21 protein-coding genes are annotated in these 22,269 nt (G+C 70.8%); 9 read left to right on the top strand and 12 right to left on the bottom strand.

Annotated features, from left to right (window positions below):
* Genes AB0C62_RS14920 through AB0C62_RS14910 form a run of 3 tightly spaced genes read right to left on the bottom strand, consistent with a single transcriptional unit; the run spans position 1 to position 4,584 of the window.
* The gene (locus tag AB0C62_RS14920) at positions 1–1,977 is read right to left on the bottom strand and encodes a dipeptide/oligopeptide/nickel ABC transporter permease/ATP-binding protein (RefSeq protein ID WP_362973072.1); all 1,977 of its coding nucleotides are present in this window, start codon (positions 1,975–1,977) and stop codon (positions 1–3) included.
* Positions 1,977–2,936, bottom strand: coding sequence for an ABC transporter permease (locus tag AB0C62_RS14915; protein WP_362973070.1), 960 nt, complete (start codon positions 2,934–2,936; stop codon positions 1,977–1,979). Before AB0C62_RS14915 ends, AB0C62_RS14920 begins: the two co-directional genes overlap by 1 nt.
* Positions 2,937–2,955: 19 nt before the next feature.
* On the bottom strand, positions 2,956–4,584 hold the full coding sequence (locus AB0C62_RS14910) for an ABC transporter substrate-binding protein (protein ID WP_362973068.1): 1,629 nt from the start codon (positions 4,582–4,584) through the stop codon (positions 2,956–2,958).
* 305 nt (positions 4,585–4,889) lie between these two features.
* On the opposite strand from AB0C62_RS14910, the gene AB0C62_RS14905 reads away from it, so the two are divergent.
* Together AB0C62_RS14905 and AB0C62_RS14900 are read left to right on the top strand one after the other, a co-directional pair.
* Positions 4,890–5,630, top strand: coding sequence for a FadR/GntR family transcriptional regulator (locus AB0C62_RS14905; protein ID WP_362973199.1), 741 nt, complete (start codon positions 4,890–4,892; stop codon positions 5,628–5,630).
* 208 nt (positions 5,631–5,838) lie between these two features.
* Positions 5,839–6,336, top strand: coding sequence for a protein phosphatase (locus AB0C62_RS14900; protein WP_362973066.1), 498 nt, complete (start codon positions 5,839–5,841; stop codon positions 6,334–6,336).
* A gap of 44 nt (positions 6,337–6,380) precedes the next feature.
* Here the strand turns inward: AB0C62_RS14900 and AB0C62_RS14895 are convergent, their stop codons facing one another.
* Complete coding sequence (locus AB0C62_RS14895) at positions 6,381–7,142, bottom strand: PIG-L deacetylase family protein (protein ID WP_362973064.1); 762 nt, start codon at positions 7,140–7,142, stop codon at positions 6,381–6,383.
* A 591-nt stretch (positions 7,143–7,733) separates the two neighbouring features.
* On the opposite strand from AB0C62_RS14895, the gene AB0C62_RS14890 reads away from it, so the two are divergent.
* The 3 genes from AB0C62_RS14890 (at position 7,734) to AB0C62_RS14880 (ending at position 9,858) form a co-directional block, all read left to right on the top strand.
* A complete protein-coding gene (locus tag AB0C62_RS14890) occupies positions 7,734–7,964 on the top strand; it encodes a hypothetical protein (protein ID WP_362973062.1) in 231 nt (76 codons plus the stop codon).
* A gap of 200 nt (positions 7,965–8,164) precedes the next feature.
* Positions 8,165–8,911 (top strand): DNA repair protein RecO, encoded by a 747-nt coding sequence (gene recO / locus AB0C62_RS14885; protein ID WP_362973060.1) that lies wholly within the window; start codon positions 8,165–8,167, stop codon positions 8,909–8,911.
* 101 nt (positions 8,912–9,012) lie between these two features.
* The gene (locus AB0C62_RS14880; protein ID WP_362973058.1) at positions 9,013–9,858 is read left to right on the top strand and encodes an isoprenyl transferase; all 846 of its coding nucleotides are present in this window, start codon (positions 9,013–9,015) and stop codon (positions 9,856–9,858) included.
* 91 nt (positions 9,859–9,949) lie between these two features.
* Here AB0C62_RS14880 and AB0C62_RS14875 read toward each other — a convergent pair whose 3' ends face one another.
* From AB0C62_RS14875 to AB0C62_RS14860, 4 genes are read right to left on the bottom strand one after another with little or no spacing between them, the layout of a single operon-like run.
* A complete protein-coding gene (locus AB0C62_RS14875) occupies positions 9,950–10,366 on the bottom strand; it encodes a transcriptional repressor (protein WP_362973056.1) in 417 nt (138 codons plus the stop codon).
* Positions 10,367–10,424: 58 nt separating this feature from the next.
* Complete coding sequence (locus tag AB0C62_RS14870) at positions 10,425–11,327, bottom strand: metal ABC transporter permease (protein WP_362973054.1); 903 nt, start codon at positions 11,325–11,327, stop codon at positions 10,425–10,427.
* Positions 11,327–12,094: a metal ABC transporter ATP-binding protein gene (locus tag AB0C62_RS14865; protein ID WP_362973052.1), complete on the bottom strand. Its 768-nt coding sequence runs from the start codon at positions 12,092–12,094 to the stop codon at positions 11,327–11,329. The genes AB0C62_RS14870 and AB0C62_RS14865 overlap by 1 nt, the downstream gene beginning before the upstream one ends.
* 44 nt (positions 12,095–12,138) lie before the next feature.
* Positions 12,139–13,101, bottom strand: coding sequence for a metal ABC transporter substrate-binding protein (locus AB0C62_RS14860; RefSeq protein ID WP_362973050.1), 963 nt, complete (start codon positions 13,099–13,101; stop codon positions 12,139–12,141).
* Between the two features lie 219 nt (positions 13,102–13,320).
* On the opposite strand from AB0C62_RS14860, the gene AB0C62_RS14855 reads away from it, so the two are divergent.
* Positions 13,321–14,703 carry a glycine--tRNA ligase gene (locus AB0C62_RS14855; protein WP_362973048.1) on the top strand — a complete coding sequence of 461 codons (1,383 nt, stop codon included), beginning with the start codon at positions 13,321–13,323 and terminating at the stop codon, positions 14,701–14,703.
* A gap of 110 nt (positions 14,704–14,813) precedes the next feature.
* On the opposite strand, the gene AB0C62_RS14850 is transcribed toward AB0C62_RS14855, so the two are convergent.
* Entirely contained in the window at positions 14,814–15,866 is a 1,053-nt protein-coding gene (locus AB0C62_RS14850) for a chitinase (RefSeq protein ID WP_362973046.1), read from the bottom strand.
* Positions 15,867–16,082: 216 nt separating this feature from the next.
* Between AB0C62_RS14850 and AB0C62_RS14845 the strand changes: the two genes are divergently transcribed.
* Positions 16,083–17,087 carry an aldo/keto reductase gene (locus AB0C62_RS14845; RefSeq protein ID WP_362973044.1) on the top strand — a complete coding sequence of 335 codons (1,005 nt, stop codon included), beginning with the start codon at positions 16,083–16,085 and terminating at the stop codon, positions 17,085–17,087.
* A gap of 26 nt (positions 17,088–17,113) precedes the next feature.
* Positions 17,114–17,719 (top strand): TetR family transcriptional regulator, encoded by a 606-nt coding sequence (locus AB0C62_RS14840; RefSeq protein ID WP_362973042.1) that lies wholly within the window; start codon positions 17,114–17,116, stop codon positions 17,717–17,719.
* Positions 17,720–17,785: 66 nt separating this feature from the next.
* Here AB0C62_RS14840 and AB0C62_RS14835 read toward each other — a convergent pair whose 3' ends face one another.
* The 3 genes from AB0C62_RS14835 to AB0C62_RS14825 form a co-directional block, all read right to left on the bottom strand.
* Positions 17,786–17,992 (bottom strand): hypothetical protein, encoded by a 207-nt coding sequence (locus AB0C62_RS14835; RefSeq protein WP_362973040.1) that lies wholly within the window; start codon positions 17,990–17,992, stop codon positions 17,786–17,788.
* Positions 17,993–18,092: 100 nt separating this feature from the next.
* Positions 18,093–19,367 (bottom strand): M14 family zinc carboxypeptidase, encoded by a 1,275-nt coding sequence (locus tag AB0C62_RS14830; RefSeq protein ID WP_362973197.1) that lies wholly within the window; start codon positions 19,365–19,367, stop codon positions 18,093–18,095.
* A gap of 298 nt (positions 19,368–19,665) precedes the next feature.
* Positions 19,666–21,096 (bottom strand): MFS transporter, encoded by a 1,431-nt coding sequence (locus AB0C62_RS14825; RefSeq protein ID WP_362973038.1) that lies wholly within the window; start codon positions 21,094–21,096, stop codon positions 19,666–19,668.
* A 101-nt stretch (positions 21,097–21,197) separates the two neighbouring features.
* On the opposite strand from AB0C62_RS14825, the gene AB0C62_RS14820 reads away from it, so the two are divergent.
* Positions 21,198–22,262 (top strand): helix-turn-helix transcriptional regulator, encoded by a 1,065-nt coding sequence (locus AB0C62_RS14820; protein ID WP_362973036.1) that lies wholly within the window; start codon positions 21,198–21,200, stop codon positions 22,260–22,262.
* Positions 22,263–22,269: the final 7 nt, after the last annotated feature.

The raw sequence follows: 22,269 nt of genomic DNA, 5'->3' as shown, positions 1-22,269 counted from the left end.
TCACTTCACGGCCTCGCTCTCGGCGGTCACCAGGTCGACGGCCGGATGGTGACAGGCCGCCGTGTGCGTGGGCGGCCCCACCAGGTCCGGCGCGGTCGTCCGGCACACCTCGCTCGCCGACGGACACCGGTCGGCGAACCGGCAGCCCGCCGGGAAGTCGGCGGGGGAGGGCACGACCCCCTTGATCTGCGTCATCCGCTCGGCCGCCGACTCCAGCGACAGGACACTGCCCAGCAGCCCGCGCGTGTAGTGGTGCGCCGGCCACTCCACCAGGTCGGCCGTCACCCCCGTCTCGACGATCTGCCCGCCGTACATCACCACCACCCGGTCGGTGACCGCGGACACCAGCGCCAGATCGTGCGACACGAGGACCAGCGCGAAGTCCAGCTCCGCCCGCAGCCGCAGCAGCAACTCCATCACCTGCGCCTGCACCGTCACGTCCAGCGCCGTCGTCGGCTCGTCCGCGACGATCAGCCGGGGCTCACGGGACAGCGCCATCGCGATCAGCACCCGCTGCCGCTGCCCGCCCGACAACTCGTGCGGATAGCTGCGCAACGTCCGCCCGGCGTCCAGACCGACCAGCTCCAGCAGCTCGGCCGCGCCGCGCCGCCCACCACGCCGTATCACCTGCTTCAGCTGTGCCCTGATCGTCATCGCCGGGTTCAGCGACGACAGCGCGTCCTGGTAGACCATCGCCATCTCGTGGCCCAGCAGCCGGCGCCGCACCCGCATCGGCTCGCCCACCAACTGCCGCCCGTCGAACCGCACCTGGCCGCGGACCCGGGCTCCCTTCGGCTCCAGACCCATCACCGTCAGCGCGGTCAGCGACTTCCCGCACCCCGACTCGCCGACCAGGCCCACCACCTCACCGGGATACACCTCGAAGCCGATGCCGTCGACGATGTCCACCCCGCCGTGCCGGTCGTCGAACCCGATCGCCAGGTCCTCGACGGCGAGGACCGGGTGCGGGGCGGTGGGCCGAGGGCGGGCCCGGGAACGCAGCCGGGCCGCGGCCTCGGCGAGGCCGGGCAGTTCGAGGACCGTGCCGCCGCCCGGCCCGGGGGCCTCCAGCCGGTCCTCGGCGGGCGGCACCGACACCTCCCGGGCCGCGGGCGCCGCCCACGCGTCGGAGACCCCCTCGGAGAGGACGTTCAGACACAGCACGGTCAGCAGCATCAGCAGCCCGGGGAAGACCGTCGCCCACCAGCCGCCGGTCAGCACCATGTTCTTCCCGTCGGCGATGACACTGCCCCAGGACGGATCCGGGGGCCGCACGCCCGCGCCGATGAACGACAGCGACGCCTCGAACACGATCGCCTCGGCGACCTGCACGGTGCAGAACACCAGCACCGGCGCCGCACAGTTCACCGCCACGTGCCGCAGCACGATGTGCGGGGTACGGGCGCCGATCACCTGCTCCGCCGTAACGTAGTCCTCCCCGTACTGGTCGAGGACGTTCGCCCGCACCACCCGCGCGACCGGCGGCGTGAACAGGAACGCGATCGCGCAGATCAGCACGGTGATACCACCGCCGAACACGGCCACCAGCACGGCGGCCAGCGCGATGCCGGGGAACGCCATCACCACGTCCAGGCAGCGCATCAGCGTCTCGTCGACACCCTTGCGGGACGTCGCGGCGAACGCCCCGAGGAGCGAGCCCACCACGAGGGCGAGCGCGGTGGCGCCGAGGCCGATCGCCAGCGACCAGCGCGCCCCGTACATCAGCCGGCTCAGGATGTCCCGGCCGAGACTGTCCTGCCCCATCCAGTGGCCCGCGGACGGATGCCCCGTGCCGCCCACCGGCGGCAGCTGGTCGAGCGGATCGTGCGGGGCGATCAGCGGCGCGAACAGCGCCACCAGCACGACCACGGCCAGGAAACACACCGCGATCCGCGACAGCGCCGGCAGCCGGCGCCAGCCGCGCAGCCGGACACCGGGCCGGGCGAGGACCCCCGCCAGTTCCTTCCGCGTGAACATCAGGACGCTTCCCTCAGTCGTGGGTTGACCAGCAGATACAGGAGGTCGATGACGAGGTTCACCACCACGAAGCCGGTGGCCGTGGTCAGGACGACGCCCTGCACGACCGCCGGGTCGCCGTTCTGCACGGCGTCGATCATCAGCTTGCCCATGCCGGGCAGCGAGAAGATCGTCTCGATGACGACCGCGCCGCCCAGCAGATAGCCCACGCGCAGGCCCAGTACGGTCAGCGGGTTCATCAGCGCGTTGCGCAGCACGTTCCGGCCGACGACCACCCGGGGCGGCAGTCCGCTGCCGATCGCGGTGCGCACGTAGTCCTTGTCGAGCTCCTCCACCACGGACGTCCGCACGATCCGGGTGAGCTGCGCGGCGACCGGCAGGGACAGCGCGAGCGCGGGCAGCGCCATCGTCCTCAGCCAGCCGGTGAGCGAGTCGGCCGGGTTGATGTAGCCGCCGGTCGGGAACCAGCCCCGGTCGACGGCGAGGTACTGGATCATCAGCAGGGCCAGCCAGAAGCCCGGCGCGGCGACCCCGGTCAGCGACACGACCCGGATGATCTGGTCCGGCAGCCGGTCCCGGTGGATCGCTGCCGTGACCCCGCCGAGCAGCGCCAGCACCACCGCGATGCCGAGGCCCAGGAACGTCAGCTGGAGGGTGAGCGGCAGCGCGGTGGTGACCTGCTCGACGACCGGCGCCCGGGTCAGCGCGCTGGTGCCCAGGTCGCCGTGGAGGAGGTCCCCGACGAAGTGGACGTAGCGCACGGGCAGCGGGTCGAGCAGGCCGTTCTGTTCCCGGAAGTCGTGCAGCTGACCGGGGGTGGGGTTGGCGCCCTGGAAGAACGCGGACGCCGGGTCGACGTCCGAGAACCGCATCACCAGGAACACGAACAGGACGATCCCGAGCATCAGCGGTACGAGCAGCGCGACACGGCGCAGCAGGATCCTGACGATGACGACCACGTACGGACTCTCCTGTCGCCTAGACCCACTTGGCTTGCAGCAGGTTGATGCCCGGGTAGGGCTGTGGCCTTATCCCGGTGAGCCGGTGCGGGTTCCACGCGGTCATCAGCTCGTTGTGCACGACCGGGTAGAGCACGGCCTGTTCGGCGACGACGTCGATGTAGTCCTGGATCATCGTCTTCTTCCGGCCGGCGTCCGGCTCCCGGGTCGCCCGATCCATGTCCTGGAACAGCTTCCTGGCGACGGGGTCGCCGGCCCAGCGGGCGTAGCCCATCCACAGGTTCTGCGGGCCGTGGTTGTAGCGCATGATCAGGTCGGCGTCGAGGCCGAACTGGTTGGGGTTCGAGGCGGCGGCGACCACCTGGTAGTCCTGCTTCTGGTCCATCTTGGTGAAGACGGCCGTGGTCTCCTGCGGGGCCAGCGTCGTCTTCACACCGATCGCGTCCCAGGACGCCTTGACGGTCGGCAGGCAGTCGACGATCCAGCTGACGTTCACGGCCAGGATCTCGATCGTCAGCCCCTTGACCCCGGCCTCCTTCAGAAGCCTCTTCGCCTTCTCCGGGTCGTAGGAGTAGACGGTCCTGGCGGGCCGGTAGGCGGGGTTGGCCTCGTTCAGGAACGACGTCGAGGGCCTTCCGTGCCCCTTGAGGGCGACCTCGACCATCTTCTGCGTGTCGATGGCGTAGTGCAGCGCCTGCCGGACGCGGACGTCGTCGAACGGCTTGTGCTGCGTGTTGAACATGAGGAACAGGTTGTTCATACCGGCGCCGCCCCGCACCGTCATGCCGCCCTTGGTGAGCTGCCCGATGTTCGCGTACGGGACGTTGTCGGCGATCTGCGCGCCGGCGCTCGCCCCGGAGATCTTCGCGACGCGGGGCGCGGCGTCCACTATGGTCAGCCAGTTCATCTTCTGGAAGGCGGCCCTGCGCGGCCCGTTGTACGCGGCGAACGCCTCGAACGTGGTGTTCGACTTCGGGTGGTGCGCGGTCTGCCGGTACGGTCCCGAGCCGATCGCCTTCCCCCTGATCGCGTCGTCCCAGGCACCCGGCAGCGAGAACACGTGCCTGGGCATGATCTTCGCGAGCGTGAGCCGGGAGATCCCCTCCGGGAAGGGGAACTTGAGGACCAGTTCCACGGTCCGCGCGTCGATCCTGCGGACCTCCTTCAGCCAGCTCGCGAAGAAGCCCTTGGCCAGCGTCTGGGTCCTCGGGTCGAGGATCCGGTCGAAGACGAACACCACGTCGTCGGCGGTGACCGGCCTCCCGTCGTGGAACGTGGCGCCCGCCCGCAGCGTGAACCTCCACGACGTGCCCGTCGGATCGGCGGGCACCCGCGTGGCGAGCGCCGCGTACGGCTCGCGGGAGATCGGGTCCGTGTCGAGCAGACCCTCGTAGATGTGGTTGTTGGCGGCCATGCAGAACGCGGACGCGGTCTGCGTCGGATCCCAGCTGCCGTCGTTCCCGTAGCCGATCACGGCCGTCAGGGTGGCGTTCCTGCCGCTGCCCGAGTTCCCCGTGTCGTTGGTGGACTCCGGCCCGGACGAACAGGCCGCCAGCGACGAGGACAGCGCTGCGGCGGCGCCCAGGGCGCCGGTGTACTTCAGGAACGACCGGCGGTGCAGCGCCGGAGCGGTGGTCACGTCGCGCACGGTTCCTCCAGCAAGGAGTGGTCCAGTTGAGCGGTCCGGTGAAGCGGTGGAGCGGCCGGTCCTCGGAGCCGCGGACCCGGACCGGTCGGCACGTCGGCCCGGGGCCGTGCGGCAGGAGATACGACGTCCTACGTCATAGGCGGCAGCGCGACCCTAAAAGGGGCCGTCGAGGGGGTCAAGGGATCGCACACGAATGGCGTATCTTCCACGGGTGCGACCAATGACGGCTTGAAACAGGGGCAGTTGGCCGAACCAGGACTTTAATCAGCCCGGAGGTGGGACGTCCGATGTCCAGCGAGCGTACGATGCGGCGCATGCCTGAGGAGACCGGGAACCGGGGCCGAGCCGAGCGCCGGGTGACCAGCCAGATCCAGCGCGAGGTCATGCAGCTGATCCTCGACCGGGGGCTCCCCGCCGGCTCCCCGCTGCCCACCGAGACCGAGCTGATGAACGACCTCGGGGTGAGCCGCAACTCCGTCCGCGAGGCCCTCAAGGCCCTCCAGGCGCTCGACATAGTGGAGATCCGGCACGGCTACGGCACCTACGTCGGCGAGGCGTCCATGACCCCCCTCGTCGACGGCCTCACCTTCCGCACCCTCGCCCGCCCGGACGACCCCACCGGGGCCCTCGCCGAGATCCTCCAGGTCCGCGAGGTGCTGGAGGAAGGCCTCATGAGCCGCGTCGCCGAACTCCTCACCGAGGACGAACTCGACCGGCTCGAAACCGTCGTCACCCGGATGGAGACGGCCGCCCGCGACGGACGCTCCTTCCCCGAACTCGACAGCGAGTTCCACGAACTCCTCTACGCCTCCCTCGGCAACCCCCTCGTCCCCCAACTCCTCAACGCCTTCTGGACCGTCTTCCGCCGCGTCGCCGCCGTCCGCGGCTGGACCGACGACATCACCCCCGAGGTCACCGCCCGCCGCCACCGCGACATCCTCACCGCCCTCCGCGCCCGCGACGTCGACGGCGCCCGGCGCGCGATGTCCGACCACTTCCGCGGCATCGAGGCGCGAGCCGCCCAGGGCGCCCGCGGCGTGAGCTGACCCCGACCCGGGCCCGCCCGTCATCGGGCGCCCGTGCGGGACCGTCCGTACGGGCGGGCGCGCGTGCGGCGCCTGGTGCGGCACCGGCGCGCCCGGCGTTCAACACCCCTATCAGGCAGGCGTGTTGATGCCGGTCGCCGCGCCCCCGACGGGTGTGGAGCGACAGGTGATCAGCCGTAGCCGGGCCGCCGCCCCCTACCCTGACCCCATGGCCGAAACCGGACCCGAACCCCAGCCCGGCGCCCGCCCCGACTCCGTTGCCGGGAGCGGTACTTGGGAGCCGGGTGATGCGGGTGTCCTGTGGCTGCCCTCCGGGCGACCGGTCCGCGGACGGGCGCTGCGGCGGCCCCTCCCGGACGACGGCACCCCGGCGCCCACGTACGCCGTGTACCTCCTCGGCAAGGAGCCGCCCCCGGTGCCCTGGGAGGCCCGCTGGCTGCGGTGGCCCGACTTCCGGCTCCCCGCCGACCGCGCCGAGGCCCGCGCCGTCCTGACCGAGGCCTGGCGGCGGACGGCCGGCGAACGCGTCGAGATCGCCTGCGCCGGCGGCCGGGGCCGCACCGGCACCGCCCTGGCCTGCCTCGCCGTCCTCGACGGCGTCCCGCCCGCCGACGCGGTCACCCACGTCCGTCGCCACTACGACCGCCACGCGGTGGAGACCCCCTGGCAACGCGCCTACGTACGCCACTTCGCCCCGCAGGACTAAGGCCTGATCCACACAGCAGGCCCTGGCGACGGGCACCCGGCCGCTCAGGCCGTCAGCTCCGTCTGCTGCGGGTGCGTGGCAGCGCTGTCGTGACGGATGAACCACTCCGTGGCCATCAGCCTCCGCCGCTCCTCCGGGGGGAGTTCGGCGAGCCGGCCCGGCAGCGCGCCGCGCGCCACCTCGGCACGGTGGGCGAACACCGCCTCGATCTTCCGGTCCAGCCAGGGACCCGCCTCGACCGTCGCCGTCACCCACGCGTCCGGGACACTGAACATCGGCCTGCCCTCCCGGACCAGCAGCGGGCCCAGCTCCCGGGCGGCGGAGTCGGGATGCGTGGCCAGACAGACGGCGCCCGGCCGCCACGCCGGGCCCGCGTCCGGGTAGAACTGGTCCAGCCCGGCCGCCTCCACCGCGAGCACCGTCACCCGGTGGGTGTGCACATGATCCGGGTGACCCGTCAGCCCGCCGTACGCGTCGTGCGTCACCACGAGGTCCGGCCGGACCTCCCGGATGTGCGCCACCAGCCGCCGTACCGCCTCGTCCAGCGGCGCGTCGCAGAACCGGACCGCCCCCGGCGCCGACCCCGGGAAACGGGCGTCGGCGTAGCCGAGCAGGCGGGGCGCGCCCGCGCCGAGGACGCGCAGCGCGTCGGCGAGTTCCGCAGCCCGCCGGGTGTCCCGCGCCCAGGTCGCCGTCACGACCGCCGTACGGGCGCCCGACGCCGCGTGCCGGGCGAGCACGCCGCCCGCCGACAGGGACTCGTCGTCCGGGTGCGCGAACACCGCCAGAAGGCTCGGAAGGGTCATCGCCGGATCGTCCTCCCCCGCGGAGGGCTCGTTCACAGGCCAGCGCAGGCTACCCTTCCCCGCCGTCCGGCCGGTCGGCGTCACCCGTCCGCCGGTACCCCCGACCACCTGACGGACCCACCGCCCCCGCCCGCGGCCACCGCCAACCTCCGCGCCCCGCACGGCACTTGCCGCGGGCCGATCCTGCCGAGTGTAGATGCGGAGCGTCACCACCAGGATGCGAAGCGTGAAATCGGGTGCCACAGGGGAGCAGGGTGAAAGAAGAACAACCCGCGGCCACCCGCACGGGCCCACCCTCGGACACGGGCACCGCACCGGCACCCGCGGCCACTCCGACAGGAAACAGGTACGAGAACACCCACACGATCACGCACGGGAACACGCACCACCCGGAGGACGACACTCGGCGCACCGCGCCGAAGAGGCGGAGGAAACCGTGAAGCAATCGCGGACGGCGCTCGCCCACGCCGACACCACACCGCCGGTCCCGCGGACCGCCCCGCCGGCCGCGCCGCCCCCGGCACCCCGCCCCGCGGTCGTCCGCGGCGGCCGGTCCGCCAGAGCCGCCGCCCGGCGACCGGCGGCCCCGCGATGAACCCCCCGACGCCGACGCCACCGGTCGGCTCGTACGCCGTCGACACGCACACCGGGAAGGTGGGCATGGTCACAGCGGTCGAGGGGCACCGCGTCCGGCTCAGGCCGCTAGGCGGCGGCCGGGAATGGGAGTGCCCGCCCGACACCGTCCGCCGCGCCACCGCCGCGGAACGGATCAGCGCCGCCACCGCCTACGCCAACGCCCGCAGCCGCGGCGAGGTCCCCTGAACCAGCCCCGACCGAAGCAACCCCGACCGAACCAGCCCCCACCGCCCGTGAGACGCCTAGACCGCCCGCCCCGCGAAGCCGCCCCCGCCGCACACCCGGAGTCCGCCCCGGCCCCCGGCCGGACACCCCGAAACGGCCCTCCGCACGCAATCGAGCCCATCGGGACCGGGGCGTCGGTGCCGTAGGCGAGAATGGGCCCCATGAGTCTGTTCCGCGACGACGGCATCGTGCTGCGCACCCAGAAGCTGGGCGAGGCGGACCGGATCATCACCCTGCTCACCCGCGGTCACGGCCGCGTACGCGCGGTGGCACGCGGCGTCCGACGCACCAAATCCAAGTTCGGCGCCCGCCTCGAACCCTTCTCCCACGTCGACGTCCAGTTCTTCGCCCGCGGCAGCGAACTCATCGGACGCGGCCTCCCGCTGTGCACCCAGAGCGAGACCATCGCCCCCTACGGCGGCGGCATCGTCACCGACTACGCCCGCTACACCGCCGGCACCGCCATGCTGGAGACCGCCGAACGCTTCACCGACCACGAGGGAGAACCCGCCGTCCAGCAGTACCTGCTGCTCGTCGGCGGACTGCGCACCCTCGCCCGCGGCGAACACGAGTCCCACCTCGTTCTCGACGCCTTCCTGCTGCGCTCCCTCGCCGTCAACGGCTACGCCCCCAGCTTCGGCAACTGTGCCAAATGCGGCATGCCCGGACCGAACCGGTTCTTCTCGGTCGCCGCGGGAGGTTCCGTCTGCGTCGACTGCCGCGTCCCCGGCAGCGTCGTACCCTCGCCCCAGGCCCTCGAACTCCTCGGCGCCCTCCTCACGGGAGACTGGGAGACCGCGGACGCGGCCGAACCGCGCCACGTCCGGGAGGGCAGCGGACTCGTGTCGGCCTACCTCCACTGGCATCTGGAACGCGGACTGCGCTCCCTGCGTTACGTGGAGAAGTAACCGCCACCGCACCGGCACGGACACCACCGGCCACCGGCACCACAGCACCGAACACCGGCACCACCGCACGAGAGCAAGAGCAAGAGGGAGACGAGAAGCACATGGTCGTACGCGGGATCCTGGGACGCCAGCGCCGCGAGTACAAGACGCCGGAACCGCACCCCTCCGGTGCCCGCGCGCCCAAACTCCCCGGCGAACTCATCCCCGGCCATGTCGCCGTCGTCATGGACGGCAACGGCCGCTGGGCCAAGGAACGCGGACTGCCCCGCACCGAGGGCCACCGCGTCGGCGAAGGCGTCGTCATGGACGTCCTCAAGGGCTGCATCGACCTGGGCGTGAAGAACCTCTCCCTCTACGCCTTCTCCACCGAGAACTGGAAGCGGTCCCCCGACGAGGTCCGCTTCCTCATGAACTTCAACCGCGACGTCATCCGCCGCCGCCGCGACGAGATGGACGAACTCGGCATCCGGATCCGCTGGGTCGGCCGCATGCCCAAACTGTGGAAGTCCGTCGTCCAGGAACTCCAGATCGCCCAGGAGCAGACCAAGGACAACGACGCCATGACCCTCTACTTCTGCGTCAACTACGGAGGCCGCGCCGAACTCGCCGACGCCGCCAAGGCGATGGCCGCCGACGTCGCCGCCGGCCGCCTCGACCCCGACAAGGTCTCCGAGAAGACCATCCAGAAGTACCTGTACTACCCGGACATGCCGGACGTCGACCTGTTCCTGCGCCCCAGCGGCGAGCAGCGCACCTCCAACTACCTCATCTGGCAGTCCAGTTACGCCGAAATGGTGTTCCAGGACGTCCTGTGGCCCGACTTCGACCGCCGCGACCTGTGGCGCGCCTGCGTCGAATACGCCCAGCGCGACCGCCGCTTCGGCGGCGCCGTCCCCAACGAGGACCTCCTCGCCATGGAACAGGGCATAAGGGGCGACGGCTCCTAACACCCGCCGCCCGCCGCCCTGCCGGAACCCGCACACCACGAAAACGGCCCCTCACCCCCGACGGGGGAGGGGCCGTGACCGATCGCGCGACTCAGCCCTTCGCCGCCGCGCACTCCGCACACGTACCGAAGATCTCCACCGTGTGCGCCACGTTCACATACCCGTGCTCCGCGGCGATGGCCTCCGCCCACTTCTCCACGGCCGGACCCTCCACCTCCACCGCCTTGCCGCACACACGGCACACCAGATGGTGGTGATGCTCCCCGGAGGAACAGCGCCGGTACACCGACTCACCCTCCGACGTCCGCAGCACATCCACCTCACCGGCATCCGCCAGCGACTGCAACGTGCGGTAGACCGTGGTGAGCCCCACCGAGTCGCCCTTGTGCTTGAGCATGTCGTGAAGATCCTGCGCGCTGCGGAACTCGTCGACCTCGTCCAGCGCGGCCGCCACGGCGGCACGCTGCCGGGTGGAACGGCCCCGAACGGGCGATCCAGCGGTTGTCACCGTTGCCTCCTCACGTCTGCCCTTGCCCGGCCATTGTGCCAGCCCGCACTCCACCCGGTCAGACGCCGACCGAGCTCTCCGGACCCCGCGACGCCGGAATCGCGCACTCCACCGGATCCCCGGCCTCCCGGACAGCCGCCGCCGCCCGGGCCCGCCGCCGTGCCACCGGAGCCGCCAGAGCCGTCAACGCGACAAACGCCCCGATCGTCAACAGCACGATCGTCGCCCCCGGCGGAACATCCTGGTAGTACGACGTCACCGTCCCCCCGATCGTCACACTCACCCCGATCGCCACCGCGATCGCGAACGTCGCCGCGAAACTCCGGCTCAGCTGCTGCGCCGCCGCCACCGGCACCACCATCAGCGCGCTCACCAGCAGCAGACCCACCACCCGCATCGCGACCGTCACCGTCACCGCCGCCGTCACCGCGATCAGCAGGTTCAGCGCCCGCACCGGCAGACCCGTCACCCGCGCGAACTCCTCGTCCTGACTCACCGCGAACAACTGCCGCCGCAACCCCACCGTCACCAGCACCACGAACGCCGCCAGCACACAGATCGCCGTCACGTCCGACTGGCTCACCGTCGACAGCGAACCGAACAGATACGACGTCAGGTTCGCGTTCGAACCACCCGGCGCGAGATTGATGAACATGACGCCACCCGCCATACCCCCGTAGAACAGCATCGCCAGCGCGATGTCACCCCGCGTCCTGCCGTACCAGCGGATCAGCTCCATCAGCACCGCACCCAGCACCGACACCGCCGTCGCCATCCACACCGGCGACCACGACAGCAGAAAACCGAGACCCACACCCGTCATCGCCACATGACCGATGCCGTCACCCATCAACGCCTGACGCCGCTGCACCAGATAGATACCGACGGCAGGCGCCGTGATCCCCACCAGCACCGCCGCGAGCAGCGCCCGCTGCATGAACGCGTAATCAAGGATCTCCATCAGCTCAGCAGCCCCGTCCGGATCGGCCCGGCGTCGTGCGCCGCGTGCGGATGTACATGGTCATGACCGGGCAGCGCATGCTGACCCACCGCCCTCGGCGGCGGACCGTCGTGCAGCACACACCCGTCCCGCAGCACCACCGCACGGTCGATCAACGGCTCCAGCGGTCCCAGCTCGTGCAGCACCAGCAGCACCGACGCGCCCTGTGCCACCTGGCCACGCAGTGTCGCCGCCAAGACCTCCTGGCTCGCAAGGTCCACTCCCGCCATCGGCTCGTCCATGATCAGCAACTCGGGCTCGCTCGCCAGCGCCCGCGCGATCAGCACCCGCTGATGCTGACCCCCGGACAGCGCGTTCACCGAGTCCCTCGCCCGGTCCGCCATCCCCACCAGCTCCAGCGCCCGCCGCACCGCCGCATGATCGGCTTTGCGCAGCACACCGAAACGAGCCCGCGACAACCGCCCCGACGCCACGATCTCCGTCACCGTCGCCGGCACCCCACCCGCCGCCGTCGTCCGCTGCGGCACATACCCCACCCGCCGCCAGTCACGGAAACGACGCCGCGGCACACCGAAGACCTCGATCTCCCCGGCAGTCACCGGAACCTGCCCGATGACGCTGCGCACCGCCGTCGACTTCCCCGAACCGTTCGCCCCCAGCAGCGCGACCACCTCACCGCGGCGCACCGTCAGATCCACGCCCCGCAGCACCGGACGCGAACCCAGCTCGGCCCGCACCCCGCGCAACGACACCACCACCTCGCCCACGCCGGCTCCCTCCCGTTCCACGGACTGCACGTCCTCCACCACCGTCACCTCGCCCCCAGAGCCGTCCGCAGCGCCTTCAGGTTCGACCGCATGACCTCCATGTAGTCGTCACCCTTCGACCTGCCGGTGATCCCCTCGATCGGATCGAGGACATCCGCCCGCAACCCCGCGTCCCGCGCGATCGTCCGCGCCGTCCTGTCACTCACGAGCGTCTCGTAGAACACCGTCGTCACCCCGTCGGCCTTCGCCAGCGACTCCAGCCCCCGCACCCGCTTCGCGCTCGGCTCCGACTCCGGGTCCAGACCGTTGATGGCCTCCTCCGTCAGCCCGTACCGCTCCGCGAGATAGCCGAACGCCGCATGCGTCGTGATGAACGTCCTCGTGTCCGTGTGCGCCAGCCCGTCACGGAAGTCCTGGTCCAGCGCGACGAACTTCTTCCGCAGCGCCGCCATGTTCTTCTCGTAGTCCCCGGCATGCTTCGGATCGGCCTTCTCCAGCCCCTTCGCGACACCCTCCGCCACCTCGCCGAACCGCACCGGGTCCAGCCAGACGTGCGGATCGGCCGCCCCCGACTCCTCGCCCGCACCGTGATCGTGCTCGGCCGCGTGCCCGCCGACCTCGTTCCCGTGCTTCTCCAGCGTCGTCAGCGACGCCGCGTCGATCTTCGTGCCCACCTCGGACTGGGCCACCGCGTCGTCGACGGCCGGCTGCAGGTTCTTCAGATAGAGGACGGCGTCCGCCTCCTGCAGCTGCGCGGTCTGCCGCGCGCTGATCTCCAGGTCGTGCGGCTCCTGACCGGGCTGCGTCAGGTTCGTCACGCTCACATGCGACCCGCCGATCTCCTCGGCCAGGTACTGGAGCGGGTAGAACGACGCCACCACGTCGAGCTTCCCCGCGCCCTTGCCGTCGGCCGCGCCCGGACCCGAACAGGCCGAGAGGGCCCCGAGACCGAGGGCGGTGGCCACCAGGGCGGCGGACCCGGATATGAGGCGTCGTCGTACGTTCATGACAGTCATTTTCAACAAAAGTGGAAACGATTGTCAATACGCCTGAAGCGCCGACACTCCCCAGCCCCGACCCCCCACCCGCACACCCCTCGAAAACACCCACCAACCGGATGTAACCTCCAGCGAGCCGCCCACTCAGCGAACCGATTTGATACAGAGGTGGGCCACGCCGGTAACCTGAAGCATTCGCTGCCGTCCGTTCGTAATGAAGAGAGCACCGTGGCCGCCGACAAGATCGACACCATCGTCAGCCTGAGCAAGCGCCGTGGCTTCGTTTTCCCCAGTAGTGAGATCTACGGCGGACAGCGTGCCGCCTGGGACTACGGCCCGCTCGGCGTCGAACTCAAGGAGAACATCAAGCGCCAGTGGTGGCGCTACATGGTCACCTCGCGTGAGGACGTCGTCGGTATCGACTCATCGGTGATCCTGGCCACCGAGACCTGGGTCGCCTCCGGACACGTCGCCACCTTCTCCGACCCCCTCACCGAGTGCACCTCCTGTCACAAGCGCTACCGCGCCGACCACCTCGAAGAGGGCTACGAAGCCAAGCACGGCCGCCTCCCCGAGAACGGCCTCGCCGACATCAACTGCCCCAACTGCGGCAACAAGGGCATGTTCACCGAGCCCAAGCAGTTCTCCGGCCTCCTGAGCACCCACCTCGGCCCCACCCAGGACAGCGGCTCCATCGCCTACCTCCGCCCCGAGACCGCCCAGGGCATCTTCACCAACTTCGCCCAGGTACAGACCACCTCGCGCCGCAAGCCCCCCTTCGGCATCGCGCAGATGGGCAAGTCCTTCCGCAACGAGATCACCCCCGGCAACTTCATCTTCCGCACCCGCGAGTTCGAACAGATGGAGATGGAGTTCTTCGTCAAGCCGGGCGAGGACGAGAAGTGGCAGGAGTACTGGATGCAGGAACGCTGGAACTGGTACACCGGCCTCGGCCTCCGCGAAGAGAACATGCGCTGGTACGAGCACGCCCAGGAGAAGCTCTCCCACTACTCCAAGCGCACCGCCGACATCGAGTACCGCTTCCAGTTCGGCGGCAACGAATGGGGCGAACTCGAAGGCGTCGCCAACCGCACCGACTACGACCTCGGCGCCCACTCCAAGGCCTCCGGCCAGGACCTCTCCTACTTCGACCAGGAAGCCGGAGAGCGCTGGACCCCGTACGTCATCGAACCCGCCGCCGGCGTCGGCCGCGCCATGCTCGCCTTCCTCCTCGACGCCTACATCGAGGACGAAGCACCCAACGCCAAGGGCAAAATGGAGAAGCGCACCGTCCTGCGCCTCGACCCCCGCCTCTCACCCGTCAAGGTCGCCGTCCTCCCGCTCTCCCGCAACCCGGAACTGTCGCCCAAGGCCAAGGGCCTCGCCACCGCGCTGCGCCAGCACTGGAACATCGAGTTCGACGACGCCGGCGCCATCGGCCGCCGCTACCGCCGCCAGGACGAGATCGGCACCCCCTTCTGCGTCACCGTCGACTTCGACACCCTCGACGACAACGCCGTCACCGTGCGCGAGCGCGACTCCATGAAGCAGGAGCGCGTCTCCCTCGACCAGATCGAGGGCTACCTCGCCAGCCGCCTCCTCGGCTGCTGACCCACGCACCACACACCACGAAGCCCCCGGCTCCCACAGGGAACCGGGGGCTTCGCGGTATCCGGACAAGACCCGTCCTCAACGGCCCCGCAAACCAGCCGTCACCGGCCTCAACGGCCCTGCAACGCCTTCACGTTGTCGCCGAACGTCCAGTTCTTCGAACCGTCCCAGTTCACCGACCAGGTCATCAGCCCCTTCAGGCCGGTCCCGTAGTGCTTCCACGCCTGCGACACCAGACTCGGCGCCATGTAACCGCCACCAGCACCCGACTGCGCGGGCAACCCCGGCACCTGCTTGTCGTACGGCACCTTGATCGTCGTCCCCTGTACCACGAGACCCTTGTTCAGACAGTCCGTCTGCGCCGTGAACCCCTGCACCGTGCCCGCCGCGTACGAGTCACCCGAGCACCCGTACATGCTCCCGTTGTAGTACTGCATGTTCAGCCACCACAGCCGGCCGTTGTCCGCGTACTTCTTCACGATCGGCAGATACGCGCCCCAGATCGACCCGTACGTGATGCTGCCACCCGTCACATACGCCGTCTCCGGCGCCATCGTCAGCCCGAAGTTCGACGGCATCTTCGCCAGCACCCCGTCGATGATCCGGATCAGGTTCGCCTGCGACGCGGACAACTGACCGATGTTCCCGCTGCCGGTCAGACCCGTCTCGATGTCGATGTCGATCCCGTCGAAGTTGTACTTCTTCAGGATCGGCACGATCGTCGCCACGAAACGGTCCGCGACCGTCGACGAACTCAGATCGATCCCCGCGGCCGCGCCACCGATCGACATCAGGATCGTCTGCCCCGACGCCTTGGCCGCGCACATCTCGGCGGGCGTCGCGACCTTCACGCCCGCGTCCATCCCGTCCTCCCACAACGCCGTCCCGTCCGAACGGATCACGGGGAACGCCGCGTTGAGCACGTTGTAGCCGTGCTGGGCGATACGCGAATCGGTGATCGGCGTCCAACCGAACGGCGGATGCACGCCGTTGGACGAGCCGTCCCAGTTCTCCCAGTAGCCCTGAAGAACCTTGCCTGCGGGACGAGACTTCACGGCACAGGTGTCGGCCGCGGCGGCACTGGGCGCACCGGCCACCGACAACGGGGTCAGGACCGCCGCCGCCAGGGCGACGGCGAGCAGGCGGAGCTTGCGACGAATCATGCGAGGCCTCCCGGTGGGGGGTGCGGTGAGGTGTCGAGCTGTCGTAGGCATGACATTCGCGCGGTCCAGACCATTCGTCAATAGGTCTGGACCAGGGTTTCGGGAGTGCGTGACAGATGTCAGCTGACAGATAACAGATGACAGATATTGAAAACTGTCAGCTGTCATGCGAGGGTGGAGGGGTACCACCCCTCCACGGTCCACCAAGGAGCTCTCATGCAAACCCGCCCCCTCGGAACCACCGGCCCCCAGGTCTCCGCCCTCGGCCTGGGCTGCATGGGCATGTCCGCGCTCTACGGGGACGCGGACCGGGCCGAGTCCGTCGCGACGATCCATGCTGCGCTCGATGCGGGCGTGACCCTGCTCGACACGGGTGACTTCTACGCCATGGGCCACAACGAGATGCTGATCGGGGAGGCGCTGCGTTCGGCGTCGGCGGCGTCGCGTGAGCGGGCGTTGACGAGTGTGAAGTTCGGGGCGTTGCGGGATCCGGACGGGGGTTGGTCGGGGTATGACGGGCGGCCCGCGGCGGTGAAGAACTTCGCCGCCTATTCCTTGCAGCGCCTCGGCGTCGATCATATCGATGTGTACCGGATCGCCCGGGTCGATCCCGGAATTCCCATCGAGGAGACCGTCGGCGCGATCGCCGAGCTGGTGGAGGCCGGGCATGTGCGGCACATCGGTCTGAGCGAGGCCGGCGCGGACTCGATCCGGCGTGCGGCGGCGACGGCGCCGATCTCGGATCTGCAGATCGAGTACTCGCTGATCTCGCGGGGTGTCGAGGGGGAGATCCTGGCGGCGACCCGTGAGCTGGGTATCGGGATCACGGCGTACGGGGTGCTGTCGCGCGGTCTGATCTCGGGGCACTTCACGGCCGACCGGCAGTTGGGCGCGAACGACTTCCGGGCCATGAGCCCCCGATTCCAGGGGGACAACCTGCGGCACAACCTCTCGCTGGTGGACGCGCTGCGGAAGATCGCCGAGCAGAAGGGTGTGAGCGTCGCGCAGATCGCGATCGCGTGGGTGCTGTCGCGGGGTGAGGACATCGTGCCGCTGGTGGGTGCGCGGACCCGGGAGCGGCTGGCGGAGGCGCTGGGTGCTCTGGACGTGACGCTGGACGAGGCGGACCTGGCGGCGATCGAGCGGGCGGTGCCGGTGGGCGCGGCGGCGGGTGACCGTTACCCGGCGGCGCAGATGGCACATCTCGACAGCGAGCGCTGACAGTACCGGCAGGTACGGTCTTCGTCATGGCACAGACCGGTGAAGCACTGACGGCCGAGCGCATCCTCGTGGCGACCGAGGAGGTGCTGCGCCGCCATGGCCCGGCCAAGGCGACCGTGGTGGACGTGGCGCGTGCGCTGGGCGTCAGTCATGGCAGTGTCTACCGCCATTTCCGTACGAAGGCGGCGCTGCGGGAGGCGGTCACGAAGCGGTGGCTGGACCGGACGTCGGCGACGCTGGGGGAGATCGCCGGGTCGGCCGCGCAGCCGGCTCCGGTGGCTCTGGAGCACTGGCTGGGCGCGCTGTTCACGGCGAAGCGGCACAAGGCGGGGGACGATCCGGAGCTGTTCGCGACGTACACGGTGCTGCTCGGTGAGGCGAGTGCGGTGGTGGAGGAGCACATCGCGGAGCTGGTGGAGCAGGTGACGCAGATCGTGTTCCGGGGTGTTCAGGAGGGCGATTTCTCGTCGGTGGACGGTGATTCGGCGGCGACGGCGCGTGCGGTGTTCGACGCGACGGGCCGTTTCCATGATCCGGCGTACGCGGGTGAGTGGGAGCAGGCGGGGATCGAGGCGGAGTTCGTGGCGGTGGTCCGTCTGCTGTTGCGTGGTCTGCGTCGTCGTATCGACTGAGGTTCGTCGCCCGGGGTGGCCCGGTGCTGTTGTGGTGGATCCCGGCGGGGTGGACTCGCCGGGGTCTCAGTTTTCCTTGGGGTCGACGGTCGCCTGGTGGGCTTCGGCGAGGTGTTCCTCGGCTTTGAGCCAGGGGAGGAACTGGGCGTTCTTGCGCCAGCCGCAGGTGTCGCAGCGGATGGTGCGTCGGCCGCCGGCGCGTTGGACGCGGACGCTGTGTTCGCGGCCGTGCTGGTCCCAGCGGCTCACTTTGCTCTGGTTGATCTGCAGCATGACACCTCCTGGTTCACCGTTTCGTCTGCGGTAGGAGTGTGCAGCATCGGGAAGATCAACGGGGGCCGTCGGGCGGTGAGTTCGGTGACGGGGGCCTCGGTCAGGACGGGGCGAGGTGTCCCTCGGCGGCTTCGACGGCGGCGGTGGTGACGTTGACCTGGTGTTCTATCTGCCGGTCCACGGGGACCGGGGTCGCGGTGAAACTCGCGGAGTAGGCGGCGCACCAGCGGGTGATGAGGGCTTCCAGTTCGGCGCGTTGGGGTGCGGTGGCGGGGGTGGGGGCGTGTTCGTCGAGGAGGCGCAGGAGCATGGCGGCGGCGCGGAGCGGGGTGCGGCGGGCGAAGCCCTCGATGCTGGCGGTGCGGGCGCGGGTGAGGTCGGGCAGTGGGGTGTAGGTGGGGTGGGCGGGGTCCCAGCTGTCGGCGAGGGGGCCGCAGACGCGGAGGGTCTCGGCGACGGCGCGGCGGATGCTGAAGGCGGGGTCCGGGCCGGGCGGCGGGAGGTGGGGGCGGGCGCGTTCGTAGTGGGCGCGGGTGGTGTGGGTGTGGGCGCGCAGGCGTTCGGCCCAGTGGCGCAGGCGTTGGTCGGGGGCGGGGTCGGGGGTGAGGTCGGCGAATCGGGGGGCGGCCCAGACGGGGACTTCGATGACGGCGGTGACGCCTCCGTAGGCGTGGGGGGCGAGCCAGGTGGAGCGGTGGGCGTTCTCGGGGAAGGCGGTGGGGCGTTCGGGGGCTCCGGGGGGTGGGAGGACGAAGACGCCGGGGGCGGTGGCGGGCCAGTGGAGGGCGTCGAGGGGGGCGTTCTCGACGGGGATGCCGAGGCGTTCGGCGGAGGTGGCGAGGGTGCGGTCGAGGCCGGGGACGTCGCGGGTGAGTTGGGCGAAGGTGCCGCCGATGTCGGTGCTGTGGAGGGAGATCTGGACGTAGGGGCGGATGCGGCGGATGACGTCGAGGAGGGCGCGGCTTTCGGGGAGGAAGCGGGGGCGGGGGAGTGCGGGTGCCCATTCGGGTTGTTCGTCGGGGGCGGGGCGGAAGAAGTGGCGGTACTGGTCGAGGAGGGTGTCGGCGTGATGGCCGCCTTCGTTGAGGCGGGCTCCGTCGGGGTCGAGGCACAGCACGAGGTGCCATACGGTTCCGGGGTGTTCGCCGGCCAGTGCCCGGTGGGCCAGCGCGAGGAGGGTGCCGCCGCCGACGTATTCGTTGGGGTGGGCGCCTGCGACCACGAGGGCGTGCCGTGGGCCTCTTCCGACGCTGAGCATCCGGAGGGGGGTGCCGCGGCGGGAGTGGCCGATCGTGGTGAGCCGGCACTTGTCGGGGTGCCGGGTGGTGAGGGCCCTGGCGGTGCGGGTGACGTCGGCGGGTGTGGGGTAGTTCAGTGTCCGGTTCCGCCGGTGCCCGGGGTGGGCCTCTGGTCCGGTGTGTGGATCTTGGTGTGGGCCACGGGGCCTCCTCGGATCGCGGCGCGGTCGACGGGGGCGTGCGGCTGGGCGGTCGCCGGGCGCGGGTCCGTTCGACTTCAGTGCGACTCAGTACGACATGGTGTGCGGGGAGTGTCAACAGCCCCTGAGGAATGGGTAGTTGATGGCATGACGGGTGCATGTGCCGGTGGCCGCGCGGTGGGTGGGTGGGGGCGTGCGGGTGGTGTCGCCCGGGGTGGTCGGGCGGGGTCGGTGGTCAGGCGATGGTGCGGGGGAGTCGCAGGCTGAGCGCGGTGGTGAGGGCGATGCCGGCGAGTTGGACGAGGAGGGTGGTGACGAGGGCGTCCCGGGTGCCGTGGGTGGGGGCGAGGGACAGGAACAGGGTGCCGAGGGTGGCGACGCCGACGGCGAGGGAGGCCTGCTGGGTGGTGGCCATCACGCCGCTGCCGACGCCGGCGCGGGCGGCGGGTACTTCGGAGAGGACGATCCGGATGAGGACGGGGAGCTGGAGTGCCTGTCCGGCGCCGGCGACGGCTGCTCCGGGGAGGAGCTGCCAGACGCCGAGGTCGGGCCAGGACCGCCATGCGGCGAGCGCGATGAGGGCGATGCCGATGCCCTGGAGGATGCCGCCGGCGGTGACGACGCGGGTGCCGTGGCGGGCGATCAGCCGTGGGCCGCACAGGGAGGTGACGAAGAAGACCACGGCGAGCGGGGCGAGGGCGAGTCCGGCGGGGACGGGGCCGAGGCCTTCGCCCTGCTGCAGGGCGACCGCGATGACGAACATGAAGCCGCTGAATCCGATGGAGAACGGCACGATCATGATCAGGCCGCGGCGCAGCGAGGTCAGTCGGAACAGGCTGGGCGGGACGAGCGGGGTGCGGCCGGTGCGGTCGGCGTGGCGTTCGACGAGGTAGAAGGCGGCGGCCGCGAGGGGGAACAGGGCGAGGGAGAGCCAGGTCCACAGGGGCCAGCCGGCGGCGCGGCCCTCGGTGAGGGGGGCGAGCAGGGCCAGCAGGGCCACGGCGAGCAGGACGGTGCCGGGGGCGTCGACGGGTTCGGGGCGTGGGGAGCGGGTCTCGGGGACGGCGCGGGCGGCGAGGAACAGGCCGAGGACGACGACGGGCACGTTCACGAGGAAGACGGAGCGCCAGCCGCTGCCGGCGATGTCGGCGGCGACCAGGACGCCGCCGAGGATCTGTCCGGCGACCATGGAGAGGCCCGCGGTGGCGCCGTAGAGGCCCATGGCCTTGGCGCGGCGGGGTCCGGCGGTGGCGGCCTGGATGGTGGCGAGGACCTGGGGCAGCATCGCCGCGGCGGCGGCGCCCTGGGCGACGCGGGCGGCGACGAGGGTCCAGGCGGTGGGGGCGAGCCCGCAGGCGAGGGAGGTCAGGCCGAAGGCGGCCATGCCGCCGAGGAAGAACCGGCGGCGGCCGAAGAGGTCGCCGAGGCGTCCGCCGAGGACGAGGAGGACGGCGTAGGCGACTCCGTAGCCGGCGACGACGAGTTCGAGGACGGACTCGCTCGCGTGCAGGTCGTGTCCGATGGTGGGCAGGGCCACGTTGACGATGAAGAAGTCGATCAGGGGCAGGGCCGCGCCGAGCAGCACGGTGAAGAGTCCGAGGCCGCCGAGGGCGGGTGGGGCGGCGGGGGCGCGGCCGGTGGTCGTGAGAGTTCCGGTTTCGGTCACGTCCTCCAGGGTTCTCCCGGTCTCAGGCTGGTACCAGAGTCTTCTTATCCTGGTAGTAGGAGTACCTGGCAACAGGCTGCGGTGAGCGGCAGGCTGGAGGCATGACGACGATGGCACGCGATGCGACCACGGCTTCGGCGGGGGCACGGTCCGCCGGGACGCCGACGGGACCGGCCCGGGTGCCGCCGGGGCCCGCCTCCGCTGCGGCGGGTGCGGCCGGGGGTGCCGAGGCCGTCCCCGGGCCGGCGGTGTCGTCGGGTGCCGCGGCGGGGCGGGGCAGCGAGATCCGGCGGCACGAGCTGGCGACGTTCCTGCGCAGCCGCCGTGAGCGCATCACGCCCGAGCAGGTGGGGCTGCCCCGGGGGCGTCGGCGGCGTACTCCGGGGCTGCGCCGCGAGGAGGTCGCGCAGCTCTCGGCGGTGGGGGTGACCTGGTACACGTGGCTGGAGCAGGCGCGGGACATCCAGGTCTCCGAGCAGGTCCTCGACGCGCTGGCGCGGACGCTGCTGCTGGACGCCGGTGAGCGCGCGCATCTCTTCCAGCTGGCCGGTGCGGTGGATCCGTCGCCGGCCGCGCAGTGCTCGGGGATCACCCCGGCGCTGCGTCTGATGCTGCGCCAGCTGGAGCCCGTGCCGGCCTGTGTCCAGAACAGCCGCTACGACATTTTGGCGTACAACCGCACGTACGCCCGGCTGATGATGCGTGACCTCGACACGGTGCCGCCCGCGGACCGCAACTGTCTGGTGCTCGCGTACACGAACGCGGAGTGGCGTGAGTCGATCGTCTTCCTGGACGAGGCGATGCGGTTGATGGCGGCGCGGCTGCGGGTGTCGATGGCCGGGCATCTCGGGGAGCCGGCCTGGAAGATGCTGGTGAAGCGGCTGCGCGCGGAGTCGGCGGAGTTCCGTGAGATCTGGGAGCGCTACGAGGTGGTGAGCGCGCGCGGCAAGACGAAGCAGTTCGTCAGCCCGTACGTCGGTCTCGTCACGGTCGATCACACCGATCTGTGGCTCGCGCCCGCGCAGGGCGCCCGCATGGTGACGTATCCGCCGGCCGACGAGCAGAGCCGTGAGCGGCTGGAGCGGCTGCACGCGATCGCCCTGGAGGCGGAGGCGGAGGCGGAGAAGGAGTCGGAGACCAAGGCCGAGGAGGCCGGAGCGGTCTGACACTCCG

This window comes from Streptomyces sp. NPDC048643 (assembly GCF_040650615.1).
Classification (GTDB): Bacteria; Actinomycetota; Actinomycetes; order Streptomycetales; family Streptomycetaceae; genus Streptomyces.
This window is presented reverse-complemented; position numbering and strand designations above follow the sequence as displayed.

Excerpts from the sequence above, each read along its gene's own strand:
- AB0C62_RS14905 (WP_362973199.1), top strand. The coding sequence starts at position 4,890 with ATGCGGCGCATGCCTGAGGAGACCGGGAACCGGGGCCGAGCCGAGCGC.
- AB0C62_RS14920 (WP_362973072.1), bottom strand. The coding sequence starts at position 1,977 with ATGTTCACGCGGAAGGAACTGGCGGGGGTCCTCGCCCGGCCCGGTGTC.
- AB0C62_RS14900 (WP_362973066.1), top strand. The coding sequence starts at position 5,839 with ATGGCCGAAACCGGACCCGAACCCCAGCCCGGCGCCCGCCCCGACTCC.
- AB0C62_RS14845 (WP_362973044.1), top strand. The coding sequence starts at position 16,083 with ATGCAAACCCGCCCCCTCGGAACCACCGGCCCCCAGGTCTCCGCCCTC.
- AB0C62_RS14860 (WP_362973050.1), bottom strand. The coding sequence starts at position 13,101 with ATGAACGTACGACGACGCCTCATATCCGGGTCCGCCGCCCTGGTGGCC.
- AB0C62_RS14870 (WP_362973054.1), bottom strand. The coding sequence starts at position 11,327 with ATGGAGATCCTTGATTACGCGTTCATGCAGCGGGCGCTGCTCGCGGCG.
- AB0C62_RS14880 (WP_362973058.1), top strand. The coding sequence starts at position 9,013 with ATGGTCGTACGCGGGATCCTGGGACGCCAGCGCCGCGAGTACAAGACG.
- recO (WP_362973060.1), top strand. The coding sequence starts at position 8,165 with ATGAGTCTGTTCCGCGACGACGGCATCGTGCTGCGCACCCAGAAGCTG.
- AB0C62_RS14895 (WP_362973064.1), bottom strand. The coding sequence starts at position 7,142 with ATGACCCTTCCGAGCCTTCTGGCGGTGTTCGCGCACCCGGACGACGAG.
- AB0C62_RS14820 (WP_362973036.1), top strand. The coding sequence starts at position 21,198 with ATGACGACGATGGCACGCGATGCGACCACGGCTTCGGCGGGGGCACGG.
- AB0C62_RS14850 (WP_362973046.1), bottom strand. The coding sequence starts at position 15,866 with ATGATTCGTCGCAAGCTCCGCCTGCTCGCCGTCGCCCTGGCGGCGGCG.
- AB0C62_RS14835 (WP_362973040.1), bottom strand. The coding sequence starts at position 17,992 with ATGCTGCAGATCAACCAGAGCAAAGTGAGCCGCTGGGACCAGCACGGC.
- AB0C62_RS14890 (WP_362973062.1), top strand. The coding sequence starts at position 7,734 with ATGAACCCCCCGACGCCGACGCCACCGGTCGGCTCGTACGCCGTCGAC.
- AB0C62_RS14840 (WP_362973042.1), top strand. The coding sequence starts at position 17,114 with ATGGCACAGACCGGTGAAGCACTGACGGCCGAGCGCATCCTCGTGGCG.